Raw genomic sequence first — 16,231 nt, forward strand, 5'->3', positions numbered from 1 at the left:
GACTTGAAAATGGCAACGGAAAAAACGTTAAGAACGTGTGAAAAAGGACATGAATACTATAAAAGTAGCGATTGTCCAACTTGCCCAGCTTGTGAGAAAGAAAAGAAACCAACAACAGGGTTTCTTTCACTTCTTTCATCACCAGCACGAAATGCGTTGCAACATCATGGCATTCACACGATAGAAGAACTCTCAAAGTATAGTGAAAAAGAAATTTTAAAACTACATGGTATGGGACCAGCATCTTTGCCGAAGCTTAGAAAGGCTTTGGAGGAGAGCGGATTATCATTTAAATAAAATGAAACAGTAAACAGTGTTTTTTTGATAATCTTGAATGAGATAAAAGAAAAAAGTAGGAGAATATCTCCTACTTTTTTTATGCTGTTCCGATCTGATCTTGATCGGCCACATCAGAATCAAACGTATTTGTTGCACTAACACCGCTAAAAGTGTTCACGACAAATCCAACATTGGAAGCTCCGGATCCATTATAAGCTTTCGTATTTTCTTTTGGAGACACGTTATAAAAATCCCCTAAATTGAACGAACCATTACTGTTTTGAACGACGAGATTTCCAACAACAGAAGGCATACTATCCACCCACTTTACTAAGCTTTTTAATTACTATATGAATTATTGTGCGGAAGGTTCATCCGTAATATATTGGCGAATTTGCATAATACGAGAGTTATTAAAAACATAATCAACATTTCCAATTTGAAAGCAACCAGAATTTAAAAGTGTTCGCAATTCAACATTGTTTACTTCAATAAAAGGGCATTCATTTACAATGTTTAATTTTACATCTGTCGTTCGTTTTGGGATTGTAATGTGTTCATCTGTAAAGATTTCAAATGCGTCTAAGCGGCCTTCGTCTTTTATATAACAAGGAATTTCCCTGTGGACGGCAAGAGCTCTACTTTTTAATTCCATTTGATTTGCATCTCCAACTTGAAATACAGCAGTAATCCCCAAAGAAATAATAGAAACATTTTGGACAACAGACACATGATGTAACATAATTTCTCAGTCTCCTTAACCTGGAGTAGGAGGGACATCTGTGACTAATGGTACAAATGGACCCTCTGTAACAGTTTCAAATGGTGTATCGAGAATAGAAGATAGTATGAGGAAATTTGCATCCCCAATTAAAAAGAGTGCGGATGACGATACACCGTTCATTTTAATCTGTCCGACTTTTAACTCGCGATTTACAACGTTAACATTCATACATACTTACTCCTTTCGGAAATTACCCGGTATGTGTTGAATAAAAGATAGAAAGGCGTTGTCGATATCATGTTTCATTGCTTGGAGAATGATATCGCGTAAATAATCTGGATTTGTTGAAGAATCTTCGTATGATTGTGCTTGTGATAAATAATAAGGAAGCCTATGCTCCATCTGTTTTTTTATGTCATCAACCATCATTTGTCGATACATTTCATCGAGCGGCGTTCTCTCTTCTTGTTCAAAATGGAGAATTCGATTATATGCTTCTTCATCTAAGTAACGATGCATTTCTTGAAGGATACCTTGGTAAAAATCTGGGTTTGTATCTGTTTCAGGATTTACTTTTAACGTTTCTGTATCCACTTGAAAATCTTCAATTTGCTGTCCTTTTGCTGAAAACGGATTTAAACCAATATTTAAAGTGCCATTTAAATTTTCTACTTTTAATTGATCGAATTTGTATTCCACTTTTCCTACAGAAGAGGAGGGGCGATTTTTTAATTCGGTAAGCTCTTCTTGTAATAGGCGCACTTGATCTTCTAGATGAAGGATGGTTGATTGCTGTGCTTGAAGAGCTTGTTGAAGTTGGTGTAAGTAAGTATATATATCTTGATTCATTTTGTGAAACCTCCTTTTCAGTAGGGAGGGTAAAAATATTCCTGCTATATATTTATGACAAGGATGTCTTAAGAAGAACTAGTTGATGGTTTGATAGAAATAATTTGTCCTTTCGCCTGCAATGGGCGAAGGGGCTCTGTAAATCCACCACTATTTGAGAATTTAGATAGAGCTTTAATACTTCCTGCAGTACCAATTTGGAATACAGAAGAGGTTGTAATGCTATCAATTTTAATGCTATTAATGATGATGCTTTGGTTTACATAAAGATTCAATGCAATCGCCTCCTCTAAGTTGAACCAATTATCGCTTGATCAATTACATCTGAATCATTGACAGTCGTTGCGCTTTGATAATTGTAGACAGAAACGTTATCTCCAACATTAAAAGAGCCGGCCCCGGCGAAAGCGCGTGAATAACTAATAGGCCTAATCGCAAATACATCTCCAATATGAAAAATACCACTTGATCCAATATTGACGATACGAATATGTCCGACCATAGCTGGCATACAAAACACCTTTCGTTTTTAAAATTTTCTTTTCTACTATTGTATGGGCGTTTTCAATAAAATGTGTTTTTTTTTTATAAAAGAAACACACACGTTATTGCGTGTGTGTATTGAGTGTTTGATTAGGGTGAAAATCCGTATGTACATGCCAAATTACATTTAAGAGCCTGTCCAGTTCTTGGCTACAATCCACTGTTTTTTGAGAAGTCATTCCGTAGCGTTCAGCAAAGTAAATCATTTTTTCACGTTTTTTTTCAATCGCTTGCTCAAACATTGAAATCGGCTCCATCTCTAAATGAAATTTTTAGTATATATGTAGTACATATTATACAAAAAACCCATAAAAAAGAAATACCTTCGCTAAAAAAAGTAAAATTTCTACATTTTATGCCAAATATAAAGGAGTAACGAATAGGATATGAGAAGAATATTGTAAAAATTAGCGTGCATGAGAAGGTTTTTTTCTTACGGATGCGAATACAATTAAAGGGTATGAGTTTTAGGATGGAGAGTGGAAATATTGCGTTTGGTAACGGCGAAAAAAGATGAAAAGGTATTTGTAGGTATTGTGGATGAAGAGGAAGAAAAGGTATTGCATGTAAGAGAAGCGCAAAGACAAAAAGGGGAAAAGGTTACGATTCCGATTACAATGTTAGAGTGTATTGAAAGAGGAACCGAATGCTTTGAAAAAATATGTGATATTGTAAATTGGGCGAAGGAAAATGAAGGGGCGGCGTATTATCCGTTAACTGAGGTGAAAATATTAGCGCCAATTCCAAGGCCAAGGAAGAATATTCTTTGCGTTGGAAAAAATTATCGTGAGCATGCGATAGAGATGGGCGGAGTAGAATCAATTCCAGAAAATATAATGATCTTTACGAAAGCGCCGACGACAGTTATTGGAATGGATGAAAAAATTAATAGTCATCCCCACGCAACGAATGAACTAGACTATGAAGGAGAACTAGCTATCATCATTGGTAAGCGAGGGAAACAAATAAAAAAAGAAAAAGCGCTTGAGCATGTTTTTGGTTATACCATTATAAATGATATAACTGCTCGCGACATTCAAAGGAAGCATAAACAATTTTTCCTTGGAAAAAGTTTCGATACATTTTGTCCGATGGGACCGTACCTAATTCATAAATCAATGGTTGAAACGCCAAATGCGTTACACATTGAGACGGTAGTAAATGGGGAAATAAGGCAAACTTCAAATACAAATAAAATGATTTTTTCAATAGAAGAAATCATTTCAACGATAAGTAAAGGAATGACGTTAGAGCCAGGCGATATTATCGCAACAGGAACGCCGGCTGGTGTCGGAAAAGGTTTCACACCACCGAAGTTTTTGCATGCTGGTGATGAAGTGGTCATTACAGTAGAAGGAATTGGTACTTTGCGAAATGTAGTGAAATGAAAAAAGAGCTATCTTGTGAAAAGATAGCTCTTTTCTATGGTCTTGGGTGATAGAGGTAATCGATAACCGAAAAAGTGTAAAGACCAACGAATGCAAGTGTACAAATACCAAATAGTATAACCGTAAGTGCGCTTTTTTCTCGTCCAAAACCAATGATAGTAAGGGTAACAGCAGTCCAAAATGATGCTTTCAGTAGTGTGAATGTAGTAGAAGTTGAGTAGTGACTAAGCAATGTTACGGAAAGGAGGAAGCCAAAGAATGTAACTAAAATAAAAGATGTAGCTAAATAGTTAATATGTTTACCATATCGTAATAACATATCGTACCTGCTTTCTAAAATAAAATACAGAAAATTGCAATTTTATTTTAGTATAAATCAATATAAAAAGAAAGAGGTTGTCCCAACATGTAGGACAACCTCTCTATTATTACGATAATACCGCTTTAATTTTTTGGAACGCCCACTCTAAATCTTCTTCAGAGATTACTAGAGGTGGTGCGATACGAATTACATTTTCGTGTGTTTCTTTACATAATAGACCAGCTGCTTTTAGTTGTTCACAGTAAGGACGAGCTGGCTCGTTTAATTCGATACCGATGAATAAGCCTTTACCACGAATGTCAGTAATCATTGGGTTATCAATTTCTTTTAATTGCCCAACTAATTTTTCGCCTAATTGAAGAGAACGCTCTGTTAATTTTTCTTCTTCTAACACTTCAAGAGCTGCGATAGAAACAGCACATGCAAGTGGGTTACCACCGAATGTAGAACCGTGAGAACCTGGCTCGAATACGCCTAAAATGTCGCGGTTTGCTGCTACGCAAGAGATTGGGAATACGCCGCCGCCAAGTGCTTTACCAAGTATGTACATGTCAGGAGTTACATTGTCCCAGTCACAAGCAAATACTTTACCAGTACGGCCTAAACCTGTTTGGATTTCATCTGCTACAAATAAAACGTTTTCTTTTTTACATACTTCAAGAGCTTCTTTTAAGAAACCAGCTGGTGGGATGTTAATTCCTGCTTCACCTTGGATTGGCTCTAAAATGAATGCAGCTGTATTTGGTGTAATTGCAGCTTTTAACGCTTCTAAATCACCGTAAGGAATTACGATAATGCCAGGAAGCATTGGACCGAATCCACGCTTGTACTCTTCGTTTGAAGACATAGAAACAGCACCCATCGTACGGCCGTGGAAGTTATCTTCACAAACGATGATTTCAGCACGGTTTGCTTCTACTTTCTTCACGTCATAAGCCCAGCGGCGTGCTGTTTTAATTGCAGTTTCAACAGCTTCTGCACCTGTATTCATTGGAAGTACCATTTCTTTATTAGTTAGTTTCGCAACTTTTTCGTACCAAGGACCTAATTGATCGCTATGGAAAGCACGAGAAGTTAACGTAACACGATTAGCTTGGTCAATTAAAGCGTTAATAATTTTTGGGTGACGATGACCTTGGTTTACTGCAGAATATGCACTTAATAAGTCCATATAGCGGTTTCCTTCAGGATCTTCTACCCAAACACCTTCTGCTTTAGAAATAACGATTGGAAGTGGGTGATAGTTATTTGCCCCGTATGTGTCTGTAAGTTCGATAATATCCTTAGTTTGAATCATGATTGTTCCCCCTTTTGTTATTACAAGAAGTTTGTAAATACTCTAAATATTATAGCATTTAAATGTAAAAAAGCGAAACATTTCCTGAAAATAAATGAACATGTTATCATATAGAGTGAAAAAGTGTGAAAAGAGGAGGTAGGGGATACGATGGTACATATGCATATTACAGCATGGGCGTTAGGTTTAATTTTATTCTTCGTTGCGTATTCACTTTATTCAGCAGGAAGAAAAGGTAAAGGTGTACATATGGGGCTTCGTCTTATGTACATTATCATTATTGTGACAGGTTTCATGTTGTACATGGGTATTATGAAGACTGCAACAAGTAACATGCACATGTGGTATGGTTTAAAAATGATAGCTGGTATTTTAGTTATCGGTGGAATGGAAATGGTTCTTGTGAAAATGAGCAAGAACAAAGCAACAGGGGCAGTTTGGGGATTATTTATTGTTGCACTAGTAGCAGTATTTTACCTTGGACTGAAATTACCAATTGGTTGGCAAGTATTCTAATAAAAAATAAAACCACCTTATAATCTCAAATGTTTGGGAGATAAGGTGGTTTTTTATTTTAGGTCGCATCGATATGCAACTCTTCTCCGTTTACTTTCGTAAAACGAAACATGTTTTTATTTGACGTAGCGTGACGAACGAAATGGTGCTGCAGCGCACAAATCATCTCTTCGTTATCGAACAAAAGAATATTTACTCCTTCGCAAGCTTCCTCTTTCGGTAAGAAAGATAAATAATTATGACAATACATGCAATCATATAAAGAGTAGTGAAGCGATTGCAATGATTCGGTTAATAACGTAAAGACAGAGTCAGGTAATTCCTCGAGCCATTCCGTATAGCTAAGAAGTAATCTTTTTCGAATTCGTATCATTTCTCCGTTTTGCAAATGATGCTGTTCATTGGCGATTTGTAATACATCTTGTTCATAGAAACGAGCTGGTAGCCAGTTGTTGTTATATAAAATCTCAAAGCCATCTTCGGCAATATCTTCTAATAAAAATGCTTCATCATTTTCATCATCAAAGAACACCCATTCATTGTTTATATATTCTACATTACCGACTGTATGAGCGCGAGGCTGGTTATATAAAATATGGTTACGTTTTATCATACATGATTTCTCCTTTATGAAAAGTAGTTATTTCTGTTATAGACAGTTCGTGCATTCTTTATAACTAGACACACCTAGACATAGGTGGGCATACAATAAAACACGTTTTACTGAGTGAAAATGCTATTCCGTATGTGGATGGTAGGTTATCGTCAAGTTTTTCATTTTTTGATCCGCACCTCTAAGGGTGGGGATTACTGCTCGTTTAGGAAAAGAAATAAGATGGAAGGATGATTCGTATGTGCGGAATTACAGGATGGGTGGATTATAAACGCTCATTAGAAGGAGAACGGGACGTCGTTACGAAGATGGCTGAGACGTTAGCGAAACGTGGCCCAGATGATAATAAAGTTTGGATTAAAGGCAATGTCGCATTTGGGCATAAACGGTTAATCGTTGTTGATCCTGAGGGTGGTAAACAACCGATGACTTGTTTAAAAGATGAGACGAATTATGCAATTTGCTATAACGGTGAATTGTATAATACAGAAGATATTCGAAAGGAATTATTAAGAAGAGGATATACGTTCAAAGGTCATTCTGATACGGAGGTGCTATTAGCGTCGTATATTGAATGGAAAGAAGAATGTGTCGATCATTTAAACGGTATATATGCGTTTGCTGTATGGGATGAACAGAAAGAACAAGTATTTATTGCGCGAGATCGATTAGGTGTAAAACCGCTATTTTATAAATATGATAGTGGACGATTACTATTCGGTTCAGAGTTAAAAGCGATACTAGCGCATCCAGATGTGAAGGCGGAAGTAACGTTAGAAGGGTTATCTGAAATATTCGGTCTTGGGCCGTCTAGAACACCTGGTCATGGCATTTATGCTGGTATAAAAGAATTACGCCCAGGTCATGCGATGACATTTTCAAAGAACGGTTTATGTATATGGAGATATTGGAATGTAGAAAGCAAAAAACATGAAGACTCCTTTGAAGAAACAGTAGAGAAAACACGCTTTTTATTACAAGATGCGATTACAAGGCAGCTCGTTTCTGATGTACCACTATGTACTTTTCTATCAGGCGGTGTAGATTCGAGTGCAATTACAGCAATTGCTGCGAAAGAATACGCAAGGTCAGGAAAAGGGCAATTACACACATACTCTGTTGATTATGAAGATAATGACAAATACTTTAAAGCGAATGCGTTTCAGCCGAATTCAGATGCGCCATTTATTCATTTGATGACTGAGACGTTTCAAACAAACCATCATCGCTGCGTCATTTCAAATGAACAATTAGCACAGTATTTAACAGAAGCGGTACTCGTTCGTGATTTGCCTGGTATGGCAGATATCGATTCCTCATTATTATGGTTTTGCCGCGAAATTAAACAAGATTTTGTCGTCGGTTTATCTGGGGAATGTGCAGACGAAATATTTGGTGGTTATCCGTGGTTTTATAGAGAAGATGATTTACAATCGAGTGCATTTCCGTGGATGCGCTCTACAGAAGCGCGTGAACAACTGCTAAAGAAAGAATGGAGAAATAAATTAAACTTACAACAATATGTACAGCAGCGTTATGAAGAATCTATTCAAGAAGTTCCTGTTTTAGAGGGAGAAAGCCCAATTGAAGCAAAGAGACGACAATTATTTTACTTGAACATGGTATGGTTTATGACAACATTATTAGACAGAAAAGACCGTATGAGTATGGGGGCAAGCTTAGAAGTACGTGTTCCATTTGCGGATCACCGACTTGTCGAATATGCGTGGAATATTCCTTGGGAAATGAAAATGTATAAAAACCGCGAAAAAGGTCTATTGCGTAAAGCATTAGAAGGGTTACTTCCAAATGACATCTTATATAGAAAGAAGAGCCCATATCCGAAAACGCATAATCCGCACTATACGAAAGTGGTAACAGTATGGCTACAAGATTTATTAACGGATAAAGGATCAATTTTACACGAACTATTTGATAAAGAACAGCTGCGCGGATTAATTGAGTCAGGTGGTAGTGCATTTCAATCCCCTTGGTTCGGTCAATTAATGACTGGTCCGCAGCTTTTAGCTCATTTAGCGCAAATTCATGTTTGGTTTAAAGAGTATGGGGTAAATATTAAAGAATAGAAGAAAAGCGACTTACATAAAAGTAAGTCGCTTTTCTATTAAATAAATTGTCAAATAAAATTCAAAATCATATTAGAAAGAATACTTATTTAGAATAATTATTTTGACGTACTTATTATTAGTTGTTATAATTGGAAACAAATGTTCTTGAAAAAGATTCTCATTTATAAAATTGAGGTGTTATATAGATGACAAAGAAAAAAATAGGTTTACTCGTAATGGCGTATGGAACGCCAGAATCATTAGATGATGTAGAAGCATACTACACACATATTCGCCACGGGCGTAAACCTTCAGAAGAAGCGCTCCAAGACTTAATCGGGCGCTATAAAGCGATTGGCGGAATTTCACCACTTGCAAAAATTACGAAAGAGCAAGCGCATAAATTAACAGATGCAATGAATAATATGTTTACAGAGTATGAATTTACTTGTTATGTAGGCTTAAAACATATCGCTCCATTTATAGAAGATGCAGTAGAAGAGATGAAAGAAGATGGAATTGAGCAAGCGATTAGTATCGTATTAGCGCCGCATTATTCTACATTTAGCATTAAAGCGTATAATGACCGTGCTATTCGTCTTTCAAAAGAAATCGGTGGCCCTGTTATTGAACCAATTGAACAATGGTACGATGAACCGAAATTTATTTCCTATTGGGCAGATCAAATAAAAGAAACATTTACAAAGATTGAAGATAAAGAGAAAGCAGTCGTAATTTTTTCAGCACATAGTTTGCCAGAGAAAATTATTTCAGCAGGGGACCCTTATGTGAAGCAATTGCAGCATACAGCAGATTTAATTGCGGGGGCTGCCAATATTCAAAACTATACAACGGGTTGGCAAAGTGCCGGAAATACGCCTGATCCATGGATTGGTCCAGATGTGCAAGATTTAACGAGAGATTTATATGAAGAGCATGGATATGAATCTTTCATATATTGCCCAGTTGGCTTTGTCGCAGCGCATTTAGAAGTTTTATATGACAATGATTACGAATGTAAAGTTGTAACTGATGAGTTGAATTTGGCATATTTTAGACCAAATATGCCAAATTCACAACCTGTATTTATCGATTGTTTAGCTGAAGTTGTTTCCAAAAAAATGAAGGAAATAGTTGACAAGAATTTAGTTTTGAATAATAATTAGTTTATAATAATTTTAAATAAATAATAATTACTATGAAAGAAAGAGGAGGATCCCCCTAGATGAATCCAAATAATCGCTTAACAACAAACCAAGGTGCTCCAGTTGGAGACAACCAAAATTCTCGTACAGCAGGTCGCCGTGGACCGGTATTATTAGAAGACTATCATTTAGTAGAAAAACTGGCTCACTTTGATCGTGAACGTATTCCAGAGCGTGTTGTGCATGCACGTGGTGCAGGTGCTCACGGTGTATTCGTAACGAAAAACAGCATGAAGCAATATACGAAAGCAGCATTTTTACAAAATGAAGGAACTGAAACGCCTGTATTTGTTCGTTTCTCAACGGTTATTCATGGTCAAGGTTCTCCGGAAACAGCTCGTGATCCACGCGGGTTCGCTGTTAAATTTTATACAGAGGAAGGAAATTACGATATCGTAGGGAACCATCTACCGGTCTTTTTCATTCGTGATGCAATTAAATTCCCTGATATGGTGCATTCTTTAAAACCAGCACCTGATACAAATGTTCAAACACCAGATCGTTACTGGGACTTCATGACGTTAAGTCCGGAATCTACACATATGATGACGTGGGTATTTTCTGATTACGGTACACCAGCAAGCTATCGCGAAATGGAAGGTTTCGGTGTCCATTCATTTAAATGGATTAATGCAGAAGGTAAAATCGTCTATATTAAATATCACTGGAAACCACAGCAAAGTGTACGTAACTTAAGTGCAAAAGAAGTGCAAGAAGTACAAGGAAAAGACTTCAACCATGCAACTCGTGACTTGTTCGATGCAATCGAAAAAGGAAACTATCCGAAGTGGGATTTACACGTACAAGTGATGCAACTAGAGGAAACGGATTCTTTAGATTTCGATCCATTAGATCCGACGAAAGTATGGCCAGAAGATCGCTTCCCATTAATGGAAGTAGGGACGATGACGTTAAATCGTAACCCGAAAAACTTCTTCACAGAAGTAGAACAAGTGGCATTTTCTCCAAGTGCAACTGTAAATGGTATTGAACCATCTGAAGATAAATTATTACAAGGTCGTTTATTCTCTTATCCAGATACACAGCGTTACCGTCTTGGTGCGAACTACTTACAAATTCCTGTAAACTGCCCGTACGCAGCTGTTCATAACCAACAACGTGATGGTGCGATGCAAATAAATCAAAATCCATCTACAATTAACTACGAACCGAGCCGTCATACTGAAAATCCAGTTGAAGACCCGACTTACCGCGATTCAACTATGAAAGTAGAAGGTTATGTATCTCGTGAAAAAATTGATAAACCAAATGATTTCAAACAAGCAGGTGAGCGTTATCGTTCATTCTCTAAAGAAGAGCAAGACAATTTAATTGCAAACTTAACAAATGACTTAAAAGACGTAAATGAGCGCACGAAATTACTAGCTATTTGTAACTTCTTCCGTGCAGATCACGATTACGGAATGCGTTTAGCACAATCTTTAAATGTTGATATTACGCAATATGTGGGAAATGCTCCGAAATAAATAGGAAAAGACGACTGTTAAGCGGTCGTCTTTTTATTTGTAGTGTTTGCTATTATAAAAATGTTTATAGCGATTGGGAAACAAGGTGATGAGCGCGCTGCGTTTATAAAAAATAAAGCGATGGCTGAGACGTTTCAAATTGCGATGGGGCTAATGGTACTTGAGGTGATTCCTTTTATTTATCATCGTTTTAATGAAACGGTAGGAATACTGTTTAATCCAGTTCGCTTTTTAGCTGTAATAGCGATTGCGTTTCTTATTATATTAAGTTTGAATAAAAGTAAGTATGGTGATTCGTAAGTTATACCGGAGTATTCTTCAGTTTCGTCATGTAGGAATTTATTGGTAAATCGATATATTTAAAAAATCGTCGATATATTCACTGGAATACTAGGTGGGGTATCTAACGCTGACAAGTACAATAAAAAGAGATGCAATCTACTACTAATAGACTGCATCTCTTTTTTAGTTCACCCGCTCAGTGTACTCGTAAGCTTTCTCTCCGTGCATCGAAATATCAAGTCCCATATGTTCTTCGTGTTCATCTACCCGAACAGGGAGGAAGAAGTTAATTATTTTAATAATGGCATACGTCATGATGATCGTGAATGCATATGTTGCGCCGATTGCTACCAGTTGTTTGAACAGTAAAGCGGCGTTTCCGTAAAATAATCCGTTCGCGCCATCACTGTTTACAGCAGTAGTTGCAAATAGTCCTGTTGCAATACCGCCCCAAGTTCCGCCGATACCGTGGCATCCGAATGCATCAAGTGTATCGTCGTATCCGCATTTCATTTTTAAGAAGAAGACTGCGCCGAAGCATAATACGCCGCCAATTGCTCCGATAAGAAGAGCGGAGAAAGGTGTAACGAACCCGCAAGCTGGTGTAATAGCGACTAGACCGGAAACTACACCACAAGCAGCTCCCATCGCAGTCGGTTTTGATTGGAAGAACCATTCTGAAAGCATCCAAGTTAATGCAGAGGCAGCAGCGGCTATATTTGTATTAATAAATGCAGTTAAAGCTACGTCGTTTAAAGATAATGCACTTCCGACGTTAAAACCGAACCAGCCGAACCATAGTAAGCCTGCGCCTAACATTGTGAATGGTAAATGGTGAGGAGAAGTACCGTTTATATTTTTTCGTTTTCCAAGAAAAATGGCTAATACAAGGCCGGCCACGCCAGATGTAATATGAACGACGTTACCACCAGCGAAGTCTAACGCGCCAAGTTCTCTTAGCCATCCACCAACGCCCCATACCCAATGAGCGACAGGATTGTAAACGATTGTTGTCCATAGAAGGATGAAAATAAGGAAAGCAGAAAATCGCATTCTTTCGGCGAATGCACCTGAAATTAAAGCGGGAGTTAAAATAGCGAACATGAGTTGGAACATCATAAATAAATTGTGAGGAATAGTAGATGAGTAGTCTGGATTTGGTGCGTAGGTAACGCCGTTTAAACCGAACCAATCGAGTGTACCGATAAGTCCGTGCCAGTCTGGTCCGAATGATAAAGAATAGCCGATCACAATCCACTGAATCGAAACGATAGCCATTGCGCTATAGCTATGCATTGTCGTACTGAGTACGTTTTTACTGCGAACCATGCCCCCGTAAAAAAGTGCCAATCCTGGTGTCATTAACATGACCATTACTGTCGTTACAAACATAAAAACCGTATCTCCCATATTCATTCTCTCTCCTCCTGTAATGTTAGAAATAATAACATCAACTTGTTATGTTTTATATCATATTCGAAATGAAATGAAAAATCAACTAAAAATTCAGAAAATTTATACTTCATGTTAGAAAATCTAACATGAAGTATTTTGAGGAGAAAGAAATCAACATATGCGATTTGTTCGGAAAATTGGTATAATATTCTTATAATTAAAAAACATGGGGGATGCGTGTGGGAAAAATACGGACTAGGAAACTATTCATTTGTTTTTGTTTAGCTGTCGTCTTATTTGTACCAATACATACGTTTGCAGACGGAAAAAGAGAGTGGAGAGACGAAGTTATATATTCCATTATGATTGATCGCTTTAATAATGGAGAACCGAAAAATGACAAGCAGTTAGAAGTTGGTAATTTAGAAGGATATCAGGGCGGAGATATAAGAGGGACTATAAAAAGACTGGATTACATAAAAGAAATGGGCTTTACCGCTGTTATGCTTTCTCCACTTTTTGAAAGTGGAAAGTACGATGGGTTAGACGTGCACAATTTTCAAAAGGTAAATGAACATTTTGGAACAGAAAATGATGTGAAAGAATTTGTACAAGAAGCGCACGCAAAAGGAATAAAAGTTGTACTTCAATTTCCGCTTGGAGAAAACGAACAACAAGTCATTGACGCGATGAAATGGTGGATCAAAGAAGTTGATTTAGATGGAAGCTATGTGATGCATAGTGAAAAAATGTCGCGTTCTTTCTGGGATGACGTGCAAAAAGATATGCAAGCGATAAAGAAAGATTTTCGTATTATGACAGAGGAAGATAGTGAATATAACGAAAAAATAGTAGAATCTTTTTCTAAAGTGGATGTATCGGTGAAACCTTTATATGATGTGAGTAAAAAAGAAGGGGAATCCGTTACATTTTTAGATAATCAAGATACAAAAAGGTTTGCCCGTATTGCAAAAGAGAATATGAATTATCCGCCATCTCGTTTGAAACTAGCTCTTACATATTTATTAACAGCACCAGGCATTCCGAATTTTTATTACGGGACTGAAATTGCATTAGATGGAGGAGATACACCGGATAATAGACGATTAATGGATTTCAAATCAGATGAGAAATTTATGCAACACATAACGAAACTCGGTGAACTGAGACAAACGAGACCGTCTTTACGACGCGGTACGTTTGAGCTTTTGTATGATAAAGATGGAATGAGTGTACTAAAACGAAAGTATAAAGATGAAGTGACAGTAGTAGCGATTAATAATACGAAAGAAACACAAAAAGTTGCTTTACCTGTAAGTGTGATTGGTGAAAAACAAGAGTTAAAAGGATTGTTAGAAGATGAAATTATAAGAGAAGAAAAAGGAAAGTTTTATCTCGTTCTAAAGCGCGAAGAATCAAATGTGTATAAAGTTAATGGAGAAACAGGTGTGAATTGGTTATTTATCTCTTTAATCGTCGGTGTGAACGTATTGTTTATTGCGTTTTTAACATATATCCGAAAGAAGTCTCCTTCCTCAGGCGCGTGAAAGACGATAGTCTAGCGGCAGGTGGGAGATGAATTTCGGTTTGGCGTAGCCAAACATTTGGTTTTCCTATTTATTTTGCCTCTGATATAATCAGTCTTATAAGAGGGGAATTTTGGTATAACAATGAAAGTAGATAATAATCTTGTAGTGTTCAGGTTGTGTGATCACCGTCATAGCTTATGGAAAATGAGGTGAATGGATATGCCAAAGCAGAATAAGGCGTATAAATTTCGTCTGTACCCAACAGAAGAACAAGCACATCTCATACGAAAAACATTCGGGTGTGTACGTTTTGTGTATAACAAAATGCTGGCTGAACGAATAGAAGTATATGAAAAATATAAAGAGGACAAGGAAGAACTAAAGAAAAAAATCCCTACTCCTGCAAAATATAAGACAGAATATGAATGGTTGAAAGAAGTTGATTCATTGGCATTGGCCAACGCGCAATTAAACTTGCAAACTGCGTATAAGAATTTTTTTAGTGGTCAAAGTGATTTTCCTACATTCAAAAGTAAAAAGAGTAGAAAATCCTATACAACGAATCGAGTAAACGGAAATATTATGTTATTTCATGGTTATATCAAATTACCAAAGTTGAAAATGGTGAAACTGAAGCAACATAGAGAAATCCCGCCAAAACATATCATCAAATCGTGTACGATTTCGATGACACCTACTGGTAAATACTATGTGTCCATCTTGACTGAATATGAAAAAGAGATTGTACAAAAAGAAGTACAAAGTGTAGTTGGATTAGACTTCGCAATGGCTGAATTGTATGTGAGTAGCGAAGATGAGAAAGCCAATTATCCTCGCTTTTATCGTCAGAGGTTAGAGAAATTAGCGAAGACACAACGAGTATTAGCAAGACGTGTGAAAGGTTCAGAGCGCTGGAAGAAACAACGCATTCATGTAGTGAAATTGCATGAAAAGGTCGCCAATCAACGTAAAAATTTTCTTCATCATAAGTCTAAGGAATTAGCTACGAGTTTTGACGTTGTAGCAATCGAAGACTTACATATGAAAGGAATGTCACGAGCATTTAGATTTGGTAAGAGTGTAGCGGACAACGGTTGGAGGATGTTCACGACATTTTTAGCATATAAGCTACAAGAACAAGGGAAACAGCTTGTAAAAATAGATAAATGGTTTCCTTCTACAAAGATGTGTAGTAATTGTGGAAATAAAAAAGAAATGCCATTATGTGAACGCATGTATGCGTGTTTGTGTGGACTCACAATTGGCCGTGATTATAATGCAGCGATCAATATCAAAAAGGAAGCCATTCGCTTATTAGTGTTGGCATAAATAGTAACAAAATAACCTTTGGAACAAGGGAGTTAGCTCGGCTGTCCTAGGACAAATTCGTTAGCTATCAAAAGTAGCGATGAACCGAGAAGCCCCCACTCGGGGTAAGCTCGTAAGAGGTATTAAGTGGTGGGTAGTTCACTTGCGGTTAAAAAGAGACGGAAATGAGTCGCGTTGTTCTTTAGTAGCTCGTCTTCAGTTTAAGGTAAGGCGTTGCTTTTAAGGAGTATGAAAAGGCCTCTAATGAGAGGTATTCCCAGGCTAGGGAGAAAACTTTCTCCCTAGCCTGTTTTTGTGTGGAGTGCTATCGCCTTGAAATGCAGCTGAGCAAAGAAGTGAAAAGACCTATAGAACAAACAACAATTGCAACTATACTAATTTTACATTACATTAAAGGGTGAAAA

At 37.1% G+C, this 16,231-nt stretch carries 20 protein-coding genes; 9 read left to right on the plus strand and 11 right to left on the minus strand.

Going from position 1 to position 16,231, the window contains the following annotated elements:
- The first annotated feature begins 9 nt into the window (after positions 1-9).
- Positions 10-297 carry an RNA polymerase alpha subunit C-terminal domain-containing protein gene (locus tag MKX31_RS03975; protein ID WP_064476838.1) on the plus strand — a complete coding sequence of 96 codons (288 nt, stop codon included), beginning with the start codon at positions 10-12 and terminating at the stop codon, positions 295-297.
- Between the two features lie 79 nt (positions 298-376).
- Here the strand turns inward: MKX31_RS03975 and gerPF are convergent, their stop codons facing one another.
- From gerPF to MKX31_RS04010, 7 genes are all read right to left on the minus strand, one after another.
- The gene (gerPF, locus tag MKX31_RS03980) at positions 377-592 is read right to left on the minus strand and encodes a spore germination protein GerPF (protein ID WP_001141570.1); all 216 of its coding nucleotides are present in this window, start codon (positions 590-592) and stop codon (positions 377-379) included.
- Positions 593-634: 42 nt separating this feature from the next.
- A complete protein-coding gene (locus MKX31_RS03985) occupies positions 635-1,021 on the minus strand; it encodes a spore germination protein GerPE (RefSeq protein ID WP_000902339.1) in 387 nt (128 codons plus the stop codon).
- Positions 1,022-1,036: 15 nt separating this feature from the next.
- Positions 1,037-1,231 (minus strand): spore germination protein GerPD, encoded by a 195-nt coding sequence (gene gerPD / locus MKX31_RS03990; protein WP_001102341.1) that lies wholly within the window; start codon positions 1,229-1,231, stop codon positions 1,037-1,039.
- Between the two features lie 6 nt (positions 1,232-1,237).
- The gene (locus MKX31_RS03995) at positions 1,238-1,852 is read right to left on the minus strand and encodes a spore germination protein GerPC (RefSeq protein ID WP_149173343.1); all 615 of its coding nucleotides are present in this window, start codon (positions 1,850-1,852) and stop codon (positions 1,238-1,240) included.
- Between the two features lie 68 nt (positions 1,853-1,920).
- Positions 1,921-2,127 (minus strand): spore germination protein GerPB, encoded by a 207-nt coding sequence (gerPB, locus tag MKX31_RS04000; protein ID WP_048559586.1) that lies wholly within the window; start codon positions 2,125-2,127, stop codon positions 1,921-1,923.
- A gap of 14 nt (positions 2,128-2,141) precedes the next feature.
- Positions 2,142-2,363 carry a spore germination protein GerPA gene (gene gerPA / locus MKX31_RS04005; protein WP_001111187.1) on the minus strand — a complete coding sequence of 74 codons (222 nt, stop codon included), beginning with the start codon at positions 2,361-2,363 and terminating at the stop codon, positions 2,142-2,144.
- Positions 2,364-2,457: 94 nt separating this feature from the next.
- On the minus strand, positions 2,458-2,637 hold the full coding sequence (locus MKX31_RS04010; protein WP_000462847.1) for an aspartyl-phosphate phosphatase Spo0E family protein: 180 nt from the start codon (positions 2,635-2,637) through the stop codon (positions 2,458-2,460).
- A 246-nt stretch (positions 2,638-2,883) separates the two neighbouring features.
- On the opposite strand from MKX31_RS04010, the gene MKX31_RS04015 reads away from it, so the two are divergent.
- Positions 2,884-3,783, plus strand: a complete 900-nt coding sequence (locus MKX31_RS04015) for a fumarylacetoacetate hydrolase family protein (protein WP_154131398.1) — start codon at positions 2,884-2,886, stop codon at positions 3,781-3,783.
- Between the two features lie 34 nt (positions 3,784-3,817).
- On the opposite strand, the gene MKX31_RS04020 is transcribed toward MKX31_RS04015, so the two are convergent.
- Complete coding sequence (locus MKX31_RS04020; RefSeq protein ID WP_046956998.1) at positions 3,818-4,102, minus strand: hypothetical protein; 285 nt, start codon at positions 4,100-4,102, stop codon at positions 3,818-3,820.
- Positions 4,103-4,211: 109 nt separating this feature from the next.
- Complete coding sequence (rocD, locus tag MKX31_RS04025; RefSeq protein WP_000616651.1) at positions 4,212-5,402, minus strand: ornithine aminotransferase; 1,191 nt, start codon at positions 5,400-5,402, stop codon at positions 4,212-4,214.
- Positions 5,403-5,552: 150 nt separating this feature from the next.
- On the opposite strand from rocD, the gene MKX31_RS04030 reads away from it, so the two are divergent.
- Complete coding sequence (locus MKX31_RS04030; protein WP_000233490.1) at positions 5,553-5,918, plus strand: YisL family protein; 366 nt, start codon at positions 5,553-5,555, stop codon at positions 5,916-5,918.
- A 58-nt stretch (positions 5,919-5,976) separates the two neighbouring features.
- On the opposite strand, the gene MKX31_RS04035 is transcribed toward MKX31_RS04030, so the two are convergent.
- Entirely contained in the window at positions 5,977-6,531 is a 555-nt protein-coding gene (locus MKX31_RS04035) for a DUF2777 domain-containing protein (RefSeq protein ID WP_088047844.1), read from the minus strand.
- A gap of 239 nt (positions 6,532-6,770) precedes the next feature.
- Here MKX31_RS04035 and asnB point away from each other — a divergent pair, with 239 nt between their 5' ends.
- The 4 genes from asnB (at position 6,771) to MKX31_RS04055 (ending at position 11,592) form a co-directional block, all read left to right on the plus strand.
- Positions 6,771-8,618, plus strand: coding sequence for an asparagine synthase (glutamine-hydrolyzing) (asnB, locus tag MKX31_RS04040; RefSeq protein WP_149173342.1), 1,848 nt, complete (start codon positions 6,771-6,773; stop codon positions 8,616-8,618).
- 188 nt (positions 8,619-8,806) lie between these two features.
- Entirely contained in the window at positions 8,807-9,766 is a 960-nt protein-coding gene (gene hemH, locus MKX31_RS04045; RefSeq protein WP_064476831.1) for a ferrochelatase, read from the plus strand.
- Positions 9,767-9,825: 59 nt separating this feature from the next.
- Positions 9,826-11,292 carry a catalase KatB gene (gene katB, locus MKX31_RS04050; RefSeq protein WP_340980079.1) on the plus strand — a complete coding sequence of 489 codons (1,467 nt, stop codon included), beginning with the start codon at positions 9,826-9,828 and terminating at the stop codon, positions 11,290-11,292.
- A 60-nt stretch (positions 11,293-11,352) separates the two neighbouring features.
- Positions 11,353-11,592 (plus strand): hypothetical protein, encoded by a 240-nt coding sequence (locus MKX31_RS04055; protein ID WP_240368429.1) that lies wholly within the window; start codon positions 11,353-11,355, stop codon positions 11,590-11,592.
- 165 nt (positions 11,593-11,757) lie between these two features.
- Here the strand turns inward: MKX31_RS04055 and MKX31_RS04060 are convergent, their stop codons facing one another.
- Entirely contained in the window at positions 11,758-12,990 is a 1,233-nt protein-coding gene (locus MKX31_RS04060; protein WP_064476828.1) for an ammonium transporter, read from the minus strand.
- Positions 12,991-13,202: 212 nt separating this feature from the next.
- Here MKX31_RS04060 and MKX31_RS04065 point away from each other — a divergent pair, with 212 nt between their 5' ends.
- Both MKX31_RS04065 and MKX31_RS04070 read left to right on the plus strand, forming a co-directional pair.
- Entirely contained in the window at positions 13,203-14,516 is a 1,314-nt protein-coding gene (locus tag MKX31_RS04065; protein ID WP_149173340.1) for an alpha-amylase family glycosyl hydrolase, read from the plus strand.
- Positions 14,517-14,717: 201 nt separating this feature from the next.
- The gene (locus MKX31_RS04070; RefSeq protein WP_445661302.1) at positions 14,718-15,827 is read left to right on the plus strand and encodes an RNA-guided endonuclease TnpB family protein; all 1,110 of its coding nucleotides are present in this window, start codon (positions 14,718-14,720) and stop codon (positions 15,825-15,827) included.
- Positions 15,828-16,231 lie beyond the last annotated feature (404 nt).

The organism is Bacillus sp. FSL M8-0063, assembly GCF_038005545.1.
Taxonomy (GTDB): Bacteria; Bacillota; Bacilli; order Bacillales; family Bacillaceae_G; genus Bacillus_A; species Bacillus_A wiedmannii.